This window comes from Sphingobium sp. 22B (assembly GCF_001580035.1).
In the GTDB taxonomy this organism is placed as follows: domain Bacteria; phylum Pseudomonadota; class Alphaproteobacteria; order Sphingomonadales; family Sphingomonadaceae; genus Sphingobium; species Sphingobium fuliginis.
The window spans coordinates 469,713-485,448 of the sequence record NZ_LTAB01000001.1; the positions used below are offsets into that span (position 1 = coordinate 469,713).

13 protein-coding genes are annotated in these 15,736 nt (G+C 61.3%); 7 read left to right on the top strand and 6 right to left on the bottom strand.

The window, feature by feature from the left end:
- Nucleotides 1-7 precede the first annotated feature (7 nt).
- Nucleotides 8-2,110: a TonB-dependent siderophore receptor gene (locus A0J57_RS02130; protein ID WP_235600765.1), complete on the bottom strand. Its 2,103-nt coding sequence runs from the start codon at nucleotides 2,108-2,110 to the stop codon at nucleotides 8-10.
- Nucleotides 2,111-2,243: 133 nt separating this feature from the next.
- Here A0J57_RS02130 and A0J57_RS25845 point away from each other — a divergent pair, with 133 nt between their 5' ends.
- Nucleotides 2,244-2,690, top strand: a complete 447-nt coding sequence (locus A0J57_RS25845) for a hypothetical protein (RefSeq protein WP_153017842.1) — start codon at nucleotides 2,244-2,246, stop codon at nucleotides 2,688-2,690.
- Nucleotides 2,691-2,907: 217 nt separating this feature from the next.
- On the top strand, nucleotides 2,908-3,228 hold the full coding sequence (locus A0J57_RS02135; RefSeq protein ID WP_268873863.1) for a recombinase family protein: 321 nt from the start codon (nucleotides 2,908-2,910) through the stop codon (nucleotides 3,226-3,228).
- Between the two features lie 584 nt (nucleotides 3,229-3,812).
- Here the strand turns inward: A0J57_RS02135 and A0J57_RS02140 are convergent.
- A complete protein-coding gene (locus A0J57_RS02140; protein WP_234716096.1) occupies nucleotides 3,813-4,226 on the bottom strand; it encodes a helix-turn-helix domain-containing protein in 414 nt (137 codons plus the stop codon).
- 74 nt (nucleotides 4,227-4,300) lie between these two features.
- On the opposite strand from A0J57_RS02140, the gene A0J57_RS02145 reads away from it, so the two are divergent.
- The 5 genes from A0J57_RS02145 (at nucleotide 4,301) to merA (ending at nucleotide 8,215) form a co-directional block, all read left to right on the top strand.
- Nucleotides 4,301-4,699 (top strand): mercuric transporter MerT family protein, encoded by a 399-nt coding sequence (locus A0J57_RS02145; protein ID WP_054725884.1) that lies wholly within the window; start codon nucleotides 4,301-4,303, stop codon nucleotides 4,697-4,699.
- 32 nt (nucleotides 4,700-4,731) lie between these two features.
- On the top strand, nucleotides 4,732-5,067 hold the full coding sequence (locus tag A0J57_RS26485) for a heavy-metal-associated domain-containing protein (RefSeq protein WP_054725882.1): 336 nt from the start codon (nucleotides 4,732-4,734) through the stop codon (nucleotides 5,065-5,067).
- 5 nt (nucleotides 5,068-5,072) lie between these two features.
- Nucleotides 5,073-5,276 (top strand): mercury resistance system transport protein MerF, encoded by a 204-nt coding sequence (gene merF, locus A0J57_RS26490; RefSeq protein WP_201030916.1) that lies wholly within the window; start codon nucleotides 5,073-5,075, stop codon nucleotides 5,274-5,276.
- Between the two features lie 76 nt (nucleotides 5,277-5,352).
- Nucleotides 5,353-6,705: an NAD(P)/FAD-dependent oxidoreductase gene (locus A0J57_RS02160; protein ID WP_054725878.1), complete on the top strand. Its 1,353-nt coding sequence runs from the start codon at nucleotides 5,353-5,355 to the stop codon at nucleotides 6,703-6,705.
- A gap of 61 nt (nucleotides 6,706-6,766) precedes the next feature.
- Nucleotides 6,767-8,215, top strand: a complete 1,449-nt coding sequence (gene merA, locus A0J57_RS02165; protein WP_269465200.1) for a mercury(II) reductase — start codon at nucleotides 6,767-6,769, stop codon at nucleotides 8,213-8,215.
- Between the two features lie 415 nt (nucleotides 8,216-8,630).
- Here merA and A0J57_RS02170 read toward each other — a convergent pair whose 3' ends face one another.
- The 4 genes from A0J57_RS02170 to A0J57_RS02185 all read right to left on the bottom strand — a co-directional run bounded on the left by A0J57_RS02170 (nucleotide 8,631) and on the right by A0J57_RS02185 (nucleotide 15,718).
- Nucleotides 8,631-9,134 (bottom strand): PIN domain-containing protein, encoded by a 504-nt coding sequence (locus A0J57_RS02170; protein ID WP_061937989.1) that lies wholly within the window; start codon nucleotides 9,132-9,134, stop codon nucleotides 8,631-8,633.
- 5 nt (nucleotides 9,135-9,139) lie between these two features.
- Nucleotides 9,140-11,629 carry an SAM-dependent methyltransferase gene (locus A0J57_RS02175; protein WP_061937992.1) on the bottom strand — a complete coding sequence of 830 codons (2,490 nt, stop codon included), beginning with the start codon at nucleotides 11,627-11,629 and terminating at the stop codon, nucleotides 9,140-9,142.
- The gene (locus A0J57_RS26300) at nucleotides 11,626-12,108 is read right to left on the bottom strand and encodes a hypothetical protein (RefSeq protein ID WP_061937995.1); all 483 of its coding nucleotides are present in this window, start codon (nucleotides 12,106-12,108) and stop codon (nucleotides 11,626-11,628) included. Before A0J57_RS26300 ends, A0J57_RS02175 begins: the two co-directional genes overlap by 4 nt.
- Before the next feature lie 130 nt (nucleotides 12,109-12,238).
- On the bottom strand, nucleotides 12,239-15,718 hold the full coding sequence (locus tag A0J57_RS02185; protein WP_201030917.1) for a type ISP restriction/modification enzyme: 3,480 nt from the start codon (nucleotides 15,716-15,718) through the stop codon (nucleotides 12,239-12,241).
- Between the last annotated feature and the right edge of the window lie 18 nt (nucleotides 15,719-15,736).

Consider the following 15,736-nt stretch of genomic DNA (forward strand, 5'->3'; position numbering starts at 1 on the left):
CCTTTGTCTAAAAGCTCATTCTAACCGTAGCTCGCGCCGTCGTCGGCGCACCAGGCATGATGTTGTTGTCGTTGTAGGCGGACGAGAAATAGTTGCTGTTGAGGAGGTTCTCGACGTTGATTTGCGCCTCGATCTGGGGGGTGAGCTTGAAGAATGCGGCAGCATCCACACGGGTGAAGGCGGGCAGGACGGCGGTGTTGCTGATGGAAGTGAAGCTCTTCGACTGGTGGTAGACGCCGACGCCGGCCCCGAAGCGAGGGGTGAAGTCGTAGCGGGTCCAGAGCGAAGCCTGCTGTTTGGGAACCAGCGGTACCTCGCGCCCGGCCGGGGCCGCGCTCGTCGTCTTGCGAATCTTCGCGTCCTGCAGTGCATAGCCCGCACTGACCTGCCATTGGGGTGTGATCGCGCCGCTCAGGCCGAGCTCAAGCCCTTTGCTGCGCTGCGCGCCCGTAAGCACCGTCCGCGTGGCGTCGTTGGGGTCGGTCGCGCGGGTGTTGGTACGGTCGAGGCGGTAGACAGCAGCGGTCAGGTTCAGCGTTGGAAAGATATCCCATTTGAGGCCAAGTTCGTAATTGTCGAACTTCTCCGGCTCCAGCGCGGCGCTTGTAATGTCGAGCGATGAAAACTGATCGCCCGACTGGGGCAGGAAGGACCGGCTATAGCTGGCGTAGATCGAGACGGGTTGCACCGGCTTCAGCACCACCCCCAGACGGGGAGACCAGAGAGTGTCCGTCCGGCTATAGCTCTGCCCGGCGACCAGGTCGTCGACGCTGAGCTTGAAGCGGTCGCGGCGAACGCCGCCGATGACATCGACATGTTCGCCGATCGAAATCTGGTCCTGCACATAGAAGGCAGTGGCGTCGGCATTTGTCCGGATCGACCGGTAGCCGGTATTGGCGGTGGTGCGCAGCGTCACCGGCGGCACCGTGATCCGGTCGGCCAACCCCACAAAGACACGCCGCCCTCCATTGACGATATCGCCGCTTCCGAAAAAGCCGTTGATCCGCTGGTTGCGCGTGCGCTGATCACCAACTTCAAAGCCGGCGAGCAGCACGTGGCGGACGGGGCCGGTGGTGACGGTCCAGACAAGGTCGTTCTGGTTGAAGAAGTTCTTGCGCGTCGTGGGATCGCTATAGGCTTCGATGCCGACGCTTTGGATGCCGACGCGCGGCGTGACCGGGGTCACCGCAAAGGCGTTCCGATAGAGCTTGTCATAGTCGCCGTACAGGACCCGACTGGTCAGGGTCAGGTTGTCGCTGAACCGATGCTCGATGCGCCCGCTCAGGACCTTGGCCTCGAAATCGCTGACGTTGAAACCCGGAACACCGAAGAAGGTGTCGCGGAAGCCGGTGAGGGGGCGTGACGGGCTCGTCAGAGAGCCCTGCGCAGCCGAGGGGACGCCTCGATCGATCGTGCGCTTGTCATTGTTATATTCGAACCCCAGGTCGATCCGGGTGGTGCCACCGAGGGATAGGGCAAAGGTCGGATTGATCGCAATCCGGCGTCCGTCGTAGAAATCGCGGTTGCTGTTGAACTCCTCGTAAACGGCGTTCAGCCGAGCGGAGGCGGATTCGCCGATCGGCTGGTTGATGTCGGTGTCGACATACCATGCGCCATATGTGTCCGCCGAGCCGCTGCCGCTGATGAAGGCGTTGGCAACGGGGCGCTTGGTGACGCGGTTGACGATCCCACCCCCACCGCCGCGCCCGAAGATCATCGCGTTGGGGCCTTTCAGGACCTCGATCCGCTCTGCATTGTAGAGGCCGCGGTAATATTGCACATCGTCACGCAGGCCGTCGACGAAGAAGTCCGCGGTGCTGTTATTGCCGCGCAGGATGATCTGATCGCGGTGGCCCTCGCCCTGAGAGATCACCGCGCCGGGGACATAGCGAAGCACGTCGGCGATCGAGCGCATCGCCTGGTCGTCAATCTGCGCCTCGGTGATGATCGACGCCGCCTGCGGAACGTCCTTGAGACTGGTCGGTGTGCGGGTGGCGGTGCTGGTCGCGTCGACTTGGTAGCCGTCCCGGACGCCGGTGACGATGATTGTTTGGCGGGCGTCCGTAGCCGGGATGGCTGGCTGATCCTGAGCCGCTGCGGGCACGGCCATCATTCCAAGGCCTAGCGCACCGCATAATCTACTTTTCCTCATTTCACCCCCTTTGCGAATCGTTCTCAATCATTGACGCGCCCTATGCTAGATGCGAATGCATCGCAATAGCGACTCTGATGAAATATGGGCGATGACGGTGATGGTGCGCATGGACCCCAATGCAGGGGACGCCGAGCGGATCGTGGTGCGGCTGCTGCGCCGCTACGCGGCGTGCCGGCAACTCGGTGAGCAACCCCTGCCGCCGCTCACCAGACTAGGGGGCGAGTTCGGGATTCCGGCTCCTGCGGTGGTCGCCCTGGCCAGCGTTTTTCAACTCACTGAAGGATGCCTTGGCCGGGCATTGGTTGCCGAATGCTGTTGTAATCCAATGCTCAGCGCGGACGAGCGCGCGCTGTTGCTGCTTCTTACGCGAACGTACGCTGAGCCGGCTTTGGGCAGCTCAGATATACCGCAGGGTTTGCCAGGTGCGCTTGTCTGGGCTGTTGCGAGCGCACGCCGGCTTCTCAATCCATCGTTTCCAGAGCGGATGAATGGCGCCAGCCAGCCTTCAATGGCAACGTGTGCCTCCGCAAGATGACATGAAGGGTCCAGCCACGATTTCCCCCCTGTCTAGCATGTGATAATGTCCTATCTCCCGTCTCCCGCGAACGCTCGTTCGCGGGAGAGCCGCACCGATGGCGGCGGAAGGCTCTGGAAATGGCCCTTCAGCCTCCGAAAACAGTCCCTCGGTTCAGTCTCCGAAATCCGGCTAGGTTCTGGCAAGGTTCAGGAGAAGGCCTTTGCTCGTCGGCTATGTGCGCGTGTCCACCAGGGATCAGTCCCTGCCCCCCCAACGAGACGCGCTCCGGGAAGCCGGGTGCGGGTGGGTGTTCATGGAGACGCCGTCGGGAGCGCAACGCGACAGCCCGGAGTTGAAAGGCGCCCTTGACTATCTCCGTGCCGGCGAGAAGCTGGCGTTGTGGAAGCTCGACCGGCTGGCGCGCTCCGTCCGACAGTTCGTTGAGACGGACGAAGATTTCGCCAAGCGCGAGAGCGGTCTTCGGGGGCTCACCCGGGCGATCGACACCACCAGCCCCGGCGGGCGGCTCGTGTTCCACGGCGACGGGCGGAGGTGAGGTTGGCTAGTTTATCAACGCCGCTCAGATGCCCGCAATGTGCCGCCGCCTGCACTACGTCAGGGTACTCTGGGCGGTGGCTGAGATGAAATGGCGGCAAGCGGCGGTATTTGGCGCGCCCCGCCGGATAAACATAACGAATATGTGTCGCCGTTTGCACTACCCTAGCAACGCCTGAGGCCGCCGCTCTCCGCAAATGACCGCCGCATCTGTGCGTAGACGCTACTGCTAACGGCGAGAGGTGGCCGTATACCGACAGGCCGGGTTGAGTTTGCCGCGCGCAAGTACCGGGCGTTCAAAAAGGCGATTGGCCGTCGCCGACACCTAACGACCGGCTACCTGCAGGAGACAATTCGGCGCCCCCTGCAGAATCGACCCATGTCTTTTGGCCGATACTTGTCGCCTCTCTTTATCTAAGAGGCAGAGCGCCAGCACGGCGGCGCCGAATGGGGCGGATAGTGTGGCGAGCCTGCGGCCGCCGCAATTAGCGAATAGCAAGCGGTTCTTGGCCGCACATGCGCGCCGATCGGCCAACCGCGGTTAGCCGCTAGCCCGCCAGGTGGTCGTGGCTCCTTTGGGAGGCACTATGAGGCAAGCGCATCGAGAACTGGGCAATCAGGAACGACTTCCCCCGAACATTGTGCGGCGGTCGCGGCCAGGACAGCTTCGATGCGCTTCAAGTCCCGGATTTTATTGCGTACGTCGGCAAGATGAGCCTCGGTAAGCTGCTGGACTTCGGCGCAGGTCTGGGTGCCCCTGTCGACGAGACGCAGCAAGCCCCGGATATCTTCGATGGAGAAGCCGAGCTCTCGCGCGCGTAGGATGAAGCGGAGCCGCGATACGTGTCCTTCGTTATAGACGCGATAGCCGGCGGCAGTGCGCGGGGGATCGGGCATCATGCCGATCTTCTCGTAATAGCGGACGGTCTCGAGATTGCAGCCCGTATGCTTTGCCAGCTTGGCGCGGTGCAGCCCTTCCTCAGGATTCCCGGCGGTCACGTTAAAATACCTCTTGAGCCTGTAGTCCATACAGACCTTATATGGTTCTTGAACGACAGCCAAGGTGATTCGCGATGGACGATGTCAAAGTGTATGAAGCAGGCTTGGATCCGGCGCCTTCCCGGCCAGCCGCCCGGAAGGGATGGTTTGCAGCGGGTGGAGTAATGGGCGCGGTGCTGGCGTCATCCTGCTGCCTCGCCCCGCTCGTGCTTCTAAGCCTTGGTGTGTCTGGAGCCTGGATCGGCAATCTCACCGCCCTCGAACCCTTCAAGCCCTATTTCGCGGCGGTGACGCTGGTCTTCATCGCGCTCGGCTTCTGGCACGTCTATTTCCGGACCGCGCCGGAATGCGTCGACGGCTCCTACTGCGCTCGGCCGCGCTCTTCGATCATCACCAAGTCGGCGCTCTGGATCGCAACCGTCCTGATCGCCCTGGCGCTGACGATCGATTGGTGGGCTCCGTACTTCTACTGAGCCGCCCCGTTCTACCTAGAGAGGATATACTCATGAAACGACCCTTCATCATTGCCGCCGGCGCAGTTGCGCTGACCAGTGCGGGAATCATCTCCACGGCGGCTTTCGCGCCGTTTGCCGCGCAACCGGCCAAAGCGGCGCCTGCCCGCGCTCAGACCGCGACCTTCGCGATCGAGAACATGACCTGCGCCACATGCCCAATCACCGTGAAGAAGGCGATTGCAGGCGTCACAGGCGTCCAGGCCGTCAATGTCGATTTCGATGCGAAGACCGCGACGGTCAGGTTCGACGCGTCCAAGACGACGATTGCCGCCATCGCCAGGGCCTCAACCAACGCGGGCTATCCGGCGCGCGCGACGAAGATCTGACGCGGGTGAAAGACCGGACGCTGCTCGGCGCCGGGCTTATCGGGACGGCGATAGTAGCGCTTTGCTGCTTCACGCCGGTGCTTGTGGTGCTGGCGGGCGTGGTCGGCCTGGCGGCGATCGTCGGCTACCTCGACTATGTCCTGCTGCCCGCGCTCTTATTCTTCGTCGGTCTGACCGCCTACGCCATGTGGCGCCGGCAACGGCGCTAGACGAGATCATGATTGTCGAGCCCGGAACTGCCGCGCCGACAAGATTAGCCGACCCGATCCGATGAGGAGGACACGCATGAGCGCATATGACTTCGACCTGATAGTGATCGGGGCCGGAACCGGCGGCAATGGGGTTGCCCGGATGACTGCTGCGGCGGGCTGGAAGGTCGCCAGCATCGACAGCCTGCCCTACGGCGGAACGTGCGCTCTGCGCGGCTGCGACCCCAAGAAAATGCTGGTGGCGGTGACCGAGGGCGTTGACTGGGCGCAGAACCTGAAGGGCAAGGGTCTCGAGGCTCAGATCTCTGTCGATTGGCCGGACATGATGGCCTTCAAGCGCAGCTTCACCGACGCCATGCCGCGGCGCATCGAGACCGGGCTTGAAAAAGCGGGCGTCGCGACGCTGCACGGCGACGCTCGGTTCACCGGCCCCGACACGATTGAGCTGAACGGGGAAAGCCTGCGCGCGCGGCATTTCCACATCGCCACCGGCGCGCGGCCGATGACGCTGAACATCCCCGGCGAAGAGCTGTTGATCACCAGCACCGACTTCCTCGACCTGCCGGAGCGGCCGGACCGGGTCGTCTTTGTCGGCGGCGGATTCATCGCCATGGAATTCGCCCATATCGCGAAACGGGCCGGTGCGAGCGAGGTCACGGTCTTGGAGATGATGGAGCGGCCGCTCGGCAATTTCGATCCCGATCTTGTCACAATGCTGGTCGAGGCCACCGCCGAACTCGGAGTCGCTCTGCGGACCGAAGCGAAAGTGTTGAAGGTCGAGAAACAGGGCGGCGAACTCGCCGTCTCGGTCGAGACGCCGGGCGGCATCAAGGTGGTTACCTGCGATACCGTGGTCCACGCCACCGGGCGTGTGCCCAATATCGACGGACTGAACCTCGCCGCCGCCGGGGTGGAGCATGGACCGCGTGGCATCAAGGTCAACGCCTCGATGCGCACCACCAATCCAAACATATTCGCCGCCGGAGACTGCGCCGACAGCGGCCCCAACCTGACCCCGGTTTCAGCCTACGAAGGCCGGATCGCCGCCAAGAACCTGCTGGCCGGCCACGACGAGCGCAGCGTGTCCTACCCGCCGATCCCGAGCGTCGTCTTCACCCTTCCCATGGTTGCGACGGTCGGACTGTCGGAGACGGCTGCGCGGGAGAAGGGACTAAAGTTCGACACCCACTTCGAGAAGACACAGGGCTGGTATTCTTCGCTGCGGGTCGGGGCGAAATGGACGGGCTACAAGATTCTTGTCGAACGGGAGACCGGCCGAATCCTTGGCGCGCATCTGATGGGGCCGGGGGCCGAGGAACAGATCAACCTGTTTGCCATGGCGATGGGGGCAGGCCTGACCGCCAACCAGATCAAGGCAGTGATCTTCGCGTATCCGAGCTACGCCTCAGACATCGGCTCAATGGTGTGACACATGCCTTTTGGGGCATCGCCACAGTCGCGGCCCCCATGAATATAGAAGGAATGCGACAGTGGACAATCAAGTGGACGCCCGTGACTGCTGCACTACCGGCGGGTTCGAAGGCCGAGCTTTCGACATCGCCGTGATCGGCGCCGGATCGGCCGGCTTTTCCGCCGCGATCACCGCCGCCGAGCAGGGTGCCAGCGTCGCACTGATTGGCCACGGCACCATCGGCGGCACCTGCGTGAACGTCGGCTGCGTTCCGTCGAAGACGATGATCCGTGCAGCCGAAGCCCTTCACGGCGCCGGCGCCGCAAGCCGTTTTCCGGGTCTCGCCGGAGAGGCTCGCGTCACTGACTGGCGCCAGCTGATCGCGGCCAAGGATAATCTCGTCGCCACGCTTCGGCAGAAGAAATATATCGACCTTCTGCCCGAGTATGACGGCGTCACCTATCTAGAAGGCGCGGCCCGTCTGGATCGGAATGGCGTCGCCGTGGATGACCGGGTCATTGCCGCCCGAAAGATCATCATCGCGACCGGCTCCGCGCCCGCCGTGCCGGATATTCCAGGGCTGGCCGACGTGCCTTGGCTGACGAGCACGACTGCACTGGAGCTCACCGAGCACCCACGCTCGCTTCTGGTCATCGGCGGCGGCTATATCGGCTGCGAGCTCGCCCAGATGTTTGCACGCACCGGGACCAACGTAACTCTCGTCACCCGCTCCCGGCTGCTTCCGGAGGCGGAGCCGGAAATCGCCGAAGCGCTGACCCGCTATCTGGCCGATGAAGGCGTCACGGTTCGCACGGGCCTGGCCTATTCCCGGATCGAACGCCGCGAGGGCCAGGTCGCGCTCACCATCGAGGTGGACGGCAAAGCGGAAACGCTGATCGCCGAACAGGTACTGGCGACGACAGGCCGCACGCCCAACACGGCCGGCCTTGGCCTCGGTGCAGCGGGCGTCAAGGTGGCGACGAATGGTGGAGTCGTCGTCGACGAGCGCATGCGTACATCGAAATCCGGCATTTACGCCGCTGGTGACGTGACCGGGCGTGACCAGTTCGTCTACATGGCGGCCTATGGTGCGAAGCTCGCCGCGCTTAACGCTCTCAACGGCGACAGCCTCGCCTATGACAATGCAACGATGCCATGGGTCGTCTTCACGGATCCGCAGGTTGCTGGCGTCGGCCTGACCGAGGCCCAGGCCAAGGCGCGAGGCTTTGCGACGAAAGCATCAGTAGTGCCGCTCGACCAGGTACCGCGGTCGCTCGCGGCCCGCGACACGCGGGGATTGATCAAGCTTATCGCCGATAAGCAATCCGATCGTCTGCTGGGCGCGCAGATCCTCGCGCCCGAGGGAGCTGACAGCATCCAGACGATGGTGCTAGCGCTGAAGTTCGGGATGACCACCAAGGAATTGGGCGAGACAATCTTTCCCTATTTGACGACCGTCGAGGGGCTGAAGCTTGCGGCACAAGGATTCGGCAAGGACGTGTCCAAGCTATCCTGCTGCGCCGGCTAACAGTCGATTACGATGATTGGGCCACGACGGTTGCCGCATTGCCAAGGGTCGCCGCAAACGCGCGCTATCCATCTATCTCAGACGCTTACAAGCGAATTCGCATTCTGGGAAGCTCGGCAGCACTCGCCGAGGTCCGGAATGGCCGCACAGCTGCCTCCGTGTAGGTGATGCGAACTCCCGTACCGCCGATGACCGCCTGGCCTACTACGCTGGCGTGCTTGCAGCGGACCTTTAGTGGAATACGGCGGCACACGGCGGTATTTGGCGCCCCGCCCTGGATAAAAATAACGAATACGAGTCGCCGTTTGCACTACCCTAGAGCCGCAAAGGGCTACCGCTTACCGCCCCTCACTGCCGCAGTCTGACCGGAGCGCTACTGCTTGAGCCAGCGGTTGGTCACTAGCTGAGTTCGTGACTATATCGTCAGCAGCCGAACGTCCGGGTCAGCGTTCGGGATGCGCTTCATTCGCCCGTCCGCAGTGACAAGGACTAGATCCCGCTCTTTGGCTTGGGCGCACATCCAAAGGTCATTTTCGTCGATCCCGAGCTTCTGGCCGGTCGCCTTATCGACCCATTCCTCGATATACTTTGGACGGTCCTTGCGGAGCATTTTCGCCAGATATTTCTGAGCGACCCGTGCTTTTACCTCTGCGTAGACCGCGGCAGTGTGATGGGTAACATCGAGCACTGCATATGAACGCGCTTGGACGATCATCGCCTCTAGCGCCGGCAAATTGCCCTTGCCGATAGCGGCGGCGAGTTTGGTCCCGAAACCCAACTCAGCCAATGCGATCGCAGAAATGAACCGCGGACTATCAAGGGGCAACGCTGCGAGGGTTTGGCCTTTCTCGACGTGATGAGGATGCGTCGGATCAAGATAGATCGACAGCACCGTCGTATCGAACAGGTACGCGTCCATTGGGTCTACGCCACATAGTCGCGGAGGAAGGTCGCTTCTTCTTGGGGCAGTGGTCGGAACACCGACTGAACCCAATCGCCGCTCGCTTTGAACCGCCCGGAAATCCGCTCCGCAAGGCTCAGTCCTGGCATTGGATAGGACGAATCCCAATGCTGCCAACCATGTGCAAGGGGGCGCTCTGCATCCTTGAAAAATGTTAGGAGCTGACGTTCGAGCCGAAGCGGCAAATCATAGGCTTTCAATACAGCCGCATCGATTTCGGTCAGGAGCTGTGCGAGTTTGGCATCCCGGTCGGCGAGCAACTCCCAATTCTGCAGCACCGTCTGATAAGCAGCAACCAGTTCGCTGATTTTCTCGGGCAAGTGGATTGGAACAGGAATGTCGTCAACCACCGCCGTGCGAAAGCGATCTTTGGGCGAGTTGATCGCCAGGAAAGCGTTCGCCACGGCTCCATTCAGCACGGCGCTCAAAGCGAGCAAGTCGGTTGACGAAACCGGGTGCCTTGGACGCATCGCGAAGAATTGCTGCGAGCACAGCAACCCCTCCAAATCGGCAAATCCCCCTATGCACCATGCCCCGCGACTCAACCGCGTCGCGCTGGCGATCAGCTTGGGAGTAGACCAGTCATGAGTCGCTCCACACCGAAGATTTTCACGGCGGAAGTCTAACCAGAGTTTCTGAGGCGGCATATACTGGCGGAGGTGGCGTGCATTTGGATAGCCAGCCTTGTATCCCGGTAAAGGCTCTGGCTTCGTCGCCGCCGCTTGACTGTAATGCCATTCTAGACCTCGGCGCGTCTCCAGGATCGCTCCGAATTTCGGGTACCTACGCAAATAATCCCAGATATCGCCAAGTGGCGGAAGCCAAAGCTGTCCGCTTGGCGCGGCATCCACCGTCCGCTCCGCTTCGCGTTGAACCGTGATGTGACCGGTTTTCAGAAAAAGGCTGCGATCATATTCGGCGACTTCGGTCGAACGTATCTTAAGCTTGTCATCGTCCGCATCGCGCAAATCGCGGGCAATTACGGCGGAAGATTCCACATCGGATGCGCCGAAAATGCCATCGGGCATTTTCAAGATCTCGACCAATCCGTACAGCTCTTCTAATCGTTTGCGCTGCTCCGCAAACTGCTGATCCATAATGAAGGACCGAGGAAGAACAAATCCCAGTGCGAGCGGCTTGGAGTCCAACGCAGCACTTAATGCCGCGATTGCCTTAGAATAAGTCTTGTTTGCAACTGGATATTTTGTCCGATCAGCCTTGCTGAACGATTCAAACGGGGGATTGCAGACAATGATGTTGTTGGCCTGCAGACGCTTCGCCAAAACATCATCGGTAAACAGGTCGCCTTCTCTGACATGCCAGCCGTTGTGGTTCGGATAATCCGCGAGAATGAGCGATAAGGTAGCTACCTCACACGCGAAGGGATCGACCTCGTCGCCAGAAATGTGGTTGATCAGAAAATCATGCCGTTGTTGATCAGTCCATTCGACCGGCAGAAGATCGCGTAGATGGCGTAGTGCCGAAACGAGGAAAACACCGGCTCCGGCAAAGGGCTCGTAAATTCTGATATCTTCGGGGGGGTGCCGATGCAGTTCGAGCCTCTGGACGACGTATTCCGCGACCTGCCGGGGGGTGCTGTGTGTGCCAAACAGCTTGCGAGTCTCGGGCGTTACCAGCGTATTCTCGTAGACGAAGGCGAGGTCGTCGGACGAAATATTGGAGAAGCTTATGCCGGCCCGCAGATGCCGCCATGCCGCATCAAAGATGCCTGGCAGTGCGGCGTTCGGCTTAGCCTCGATCGTCCCGAGCGCATAATAGCTTTCGATGCCAGCAAGCACCGACCCCAAATCGTCCGCGTCCCAGCCATCCGCATAGGGATGGCGGCGGTCCTGCAGAACCTTGGCCGCCAGCAGGCGAAAGACGACGCGGAACAGCGTCCGTACATTGAGTCTGTCTCCGCCGGGCACCTTGCGAGCCAAGTCGAGGGTCTCGACCAGCAAGCGATCCAGCTTGACGTGAATCTCGCCTTCAATTGCTGGCAGAAGGCCCAGGTCGACAAAATCGAGCTGATAGGCTGTCCCCGACGCACCGATCGATTTCGCCCGGTGAATAGCATCGGGATGCCAGTTCGCCCGATTGCGCGCGAATAGCTCGGCGATATCGGCGAGCCTTACCTTTTCGATCGCACGGGGCGGCGCATCGCTTCGCACCTGCCAGACCGTCACCTCATCCTGCTCGATAACGAACAGCAAAGGCGCACCTAAGGCGCGATGCTCGTTCACGAGGTCGATAGCGCGGCCGCCGCCGCCGTTCACGACGGCGAGTGCGGCGGACCGGTAAGAGGGCGGCGTGCGCGTAAAGGCGGCAAGCGGGACGGTCCGCGTCGTGTTGGCGTCGCTCAGCACATCCGCGAAGGCATAGTCAGACACAACCGCCTCTGCGCGATAGCCGACGTCGCGGGCCGCTTGCGCGATGGTCTCGACCGCGTTCACGACCGGGCTCCGCCTGCGGCGGCCGCAGTGCTGACTGGAATGGGTGGGAAGCGGAGCGACGCCTGATCCTCGACACCGCTCGCAGCGAGAAGCTGCTCGCGCAGTCCAGCCACGACGGCTCGCAGGGGGATTGTGATCGTTGGCCGGTCGCTCGTAATCTCTGCCAGCTCTGGGCGGAGCTGCAATTGTCCTTCGGGGAGATCGACAATCAGCTTCGTGCGTTCAAGTTCGGGCCACGGCGACTGGTTGCACAGGTCGAACAGCGGTTCGGCGATAGGTGCCAGAGCACCGACACGAACAGCCATGTCGACTGCGAGAGAGCGGATCACGGCAACCGCGACTAGATCGCCTGAACTAAAGCAAGGACTGTGGCCACGTCCCCGTCGCAGCGGATCGAGCGCCTTCTTCCAGTGCCGATAGGTTTCCGGAGCGATCGATATCGCGCTCCGCAACTGACCGGGGGTGTAAAGGACTGTCACGAAATTAGCTCACGATCTTGTTGTGAACAACAAGATGCCTCGTTTCGCGCCCCGAGGCAAGAATGATTGGCGAACGATCAGCCGCCGGTCGGAGCGGCGGCGATCGACGTCAAGGTGTTAGCAATTGCACTCAGGAGGCAGCGGTAGTTTCATCGGACACCGCGATGCCCGAATCCCACACATACGCGCTTGCCTTGATTGCTTCGTAACTCACGTCCAAAGCGGGCTGCATCAGGACATAGGCCGTCAGCCGTCGAACGATGGCGACAGCTTCCCGCGCCTCAGCGACGGTGATCGGGCGGCCGATGACCTCACGGTCTCGATATGAAAGCCATTTCTTGAGAACCTGATATCCGCCGATTGTCGTCTCATAAACGCTGGCCGGAACGCCCTTGAGAAACGCCACGTCGTTCAGTCTGACATCGATCGGCGGACCGAGCCGGCTCTCCAGGGCACCAACATCTTCATGGAGGACACCAGCCGCCTCGGTCAACGCTGACCGTTCCTCCTCATCATAGCCAGCTCGCTCGCGGAAATTTCCATTACCCGGCATCACTGGCGCGCCATTGCCACCTCTGCCCCAGCCTGTCACTTCAAGATCGGTGGGGCCAAGCGGACCACCTCCCTCGCGAACCAATCGCCCCAGCGTCCCTAGTGGCGCATCATAAGGTGTCGTAGTTACGCCAGGAGCTACCTGCTCCGTGTCAAGTAACGCGGCAACGCGGCGGCCCAACGTGGCTGACGCCTCAAGGTGCGTCAGGTCGGTCGGCAGAGGCACCCGGGGCCAGCCTCCCAGAATCGCAGACTGATTTTCTTGGAGCCAACCGGGAGCCGCAATGATGGCGAGCGCATGGAACCACGGAGTGTCACCGAGATCGGCGTCTGTATCAGGGTCGCTCTGGGTGATCGTTGCCAACCATGCGCGCGCATTCGCCGACAGATTCGCTCGTCGCGCCGGTGTGCCGAGAAGGTCCTGTTGTGGCGCTTCAGACCCGAGCAGACGGAACGGGAACGCGCGGATATTTGGTCGGAGAAGGTGATAATCAGGCAGGGCGGTAATGGGTAGAGCAGGAACACCCTCGTGGGGCCGTTCGGCCATCATGCGGCTGACGAGAAACCGATTTCCATCGCGGGCAGCGGCGAAGAACTCCGGCCGGGAGCGGTTCCAGATCGGCGCGACAGATGTGTAATAGGCATACCGAGTATCGAGAGGCAGTGAGGCGAAACGAATGATGCGGCTAGCGTCGAACGTCTCACGGGCAAGTAACCTTTGGCGTGCACGCTCTGGGTCGAAGGCGCCGGCATCCTCCACGGGGCCGATTCCCTCGGCCTTCAGAGTTTCGAATGTCAGCGAGGGGTCCATATAGCGTCGCATATGGTCAGCGAGCCGGCTGCGATCGGTATCAATGAGACTTCCGCGACGCATCTCAGCAAGACCGCTAAATGGTTCGGCCTCTGCAATAGCAATGAGATCTGGCCAGGTGTCATAGCTGGACGCTGGCCCAAGAGGGCGGAAGTTAAAGCGGTTCGCCGGCAGCGGCGTGGTCACTTCGAATCCGCCGTCGAGTGATCCGCTATTCAGTGCCTCGACTAACTCTTCGCGCTTTCGGTTGCCCCAGAACTGGCGATACCGGACTTCCGCTAATGAATCGGTCGGCCCCTCGCGCACGAACATGCCGACCGCGGTTCCAAGCTTGATGCCCTCGCGATTGAAAGGCGTCGAGAAAACCGACGGGTCTGGATCGCCTTCAGGCGTGCGTTTCCCAGTCTCTCGGCTGTCGCCATTGAGGCTGTCGATGAAAATGCGATGGAAACCCTCAAGGAGCCGTCGCCGCACAACGACAAATGATGGGTCGCTCAGGTACGAATAGCTGGAAACAAAACAGATAATTCCGCGGCCTGATCGCTCGGTGATGCGCCGTTCGGCTACGCGCAGAAAACGGGTGTAAAGCTCATCGAGATTGTATTTGCGAATGTTCCAGTCAGAACGAAGGCCCTGTTTGAAGGGCTCAACTAAGCCCTCTTCTTCATTCGGGCTGACACCTGCAAATGCGTTGTACGGCGGGTTGCCAATAATCACTAAGATCGGATCGACACGCTTTACCCGCTCGGCGGCGTCACGCTCGGGCTGAAGCTCCGGAAGGAGCAATTGGTCGACCGGCCCTTCCGGCTCATTCCATCCGGTAAGAGCATTTGTAAGGTAGACCGCAGCGCGCTCCTGAGCACTCAGCGGTGCGCCCGCGTGAGCCAGCATCATTCCAATCTGCCAATGCGCGACCACGAATGGCGCGGGCATCAGTTCAAATCCGAAGAGCCGCTCACGGGCCGCGGTGTTCAAATCATGCGCGACGAGTGCATCTTCGCCCTGCTCGCGCAAGCGCTGCTCAATCACCCTCAGCACTTCGACGAGGAAGGAACCGGTTCCGCAGCAAGGGTCCAGCACATGGACGTCGGGGCTTGCCAGGCCGGCTTCAATCCCTAATTCCTCGCGGAGCGCGAGGTCCACGCGCTCCACCATGTAGGTGACGATTTCGGGCGGCGTGTACCAGACGCCGAGTTGCTTGCGCAGCGCAGGATCGAAATGAGCGAGGAACGGTTCGTAGAAATATTGGACGGCGCGCCCCTCATCAAAAGCCTCGAAAAATGTCGTTCGGTCGACCCGATGGAGCGCTTCTCCGGTCCAGTCGAGTATCTCGACCAATCCAAGCGGACCCAACCGGCTTGGCGTCGCCACCTGTTCGAACAAGGTGCGGACCATTGGCACGTGCATCGTCCATCCGGCGGCGTGCCAGTCGAAACGTGCCGTAGCCTGCGGTGGAAGCTCCCGCGCCCATTGCACCCATGCGCTAAAGATGCCGTAGAACAGCGTCTGGACGAGGGTTGACCGGAAGAAATGCTCGCCCTTGGCATCGTCGAACCGCAGACCCAACGCCTGCTCTAGGCCTGAGCGAACTGTCTGCAATGCCGGCAGGTCGGCGCTTGCTTCGATCCGGCGGAGAGCATCGCGGGCATAGGAGGCCAGAAGCCATGCCAAATCCGACGCCCGAGTGAGCGGGGCCAGATAGCTGAGAGCGCGTCGAAGGTAGTCGTGGAGCGCCTCAGCAAGCTGGTCGAGTGTCTCATCGACAGATGTGTGATGTAGGTTCCAAAACGCGGCGTCACTGGAAGCAAGGCTGAATGCTTCGAGACGAACTGGTTGACCTTGCGCGTCTCGTCCAATCAGGAGGAAGGCGCGATAATTAGAGACCAAAACAAGCCCATAGTGCTGCCAGTATTGTGAGACCTGCGACGTATCGGCAGTGAACCATGTCTCTTCGGCCAAGCCCTTCACTTCGACCACGCCACGCTCGGGCGCTGCACCGGTGCCGGGCGCGGGTTCACCCCCTCGGCACTGTGCTTGGCTGTAAAGTCCGAAATCTGGGTGTCCGGCACCTTGGTTGCGTATCTGACCGTTCGCGATCACCCGTGGTCGCAACTGGCGGCCGACCCCATTCAAAAGGTTTTCGAGGGCGCTGTAGTAGGATGTCTCGTTCGTCGCCGCGCCGGTCGCACGAATCTCCCGCATACGCGTCAAATATGCGTCCAAGAGTTCACGACTGGATTCGGCCAATTCGATTCACCTGCAGCA

Coding starts and splice junctions, on each gene's coding strand:
- A0J57_RS02170 (WP_061937989.1), bottom strand. CDS start 9,134: ATGGACGCGTACCTGTTCGATACGACGGTGCTGTCGATCTATCTTGAT.
- A0J57_RS02145 (WP_054725884.1), top strand. CDS start 4,301: ATGGACGATGTCAAAGTGTATGAAGCAGGCTTGGATCCGGCGCCTTCC.
- A0J57_RS02160 (WP_054725878.1), top strand. CDS start 5,353: ATGAGCGCATATGACTTCGACCTGATAGTGATCGGGGCCGGAACCGGC.
- A0J57_RS26485 (WP_054725882.1), top strand. CDS start 4,732: ATGAAACGACCCTTCATCATTGCCGCCGGCGCAGTTGCGCTGACCAGT.
- A0J57_RS02130 (WP_235600765.1), bottom strand. CDS start 2,110: ATGGCCGTGCCCGCAGCGGCTCAGGATCAGCCAGCCATCCCGGCTACG.
- A0J57_RS25845 (WP_153017842.1), top strand. CDS start 2,244: ATGACGGTGATGGTGCGCATGGACCCCAATGCAGGGGACGCCGAGCGG.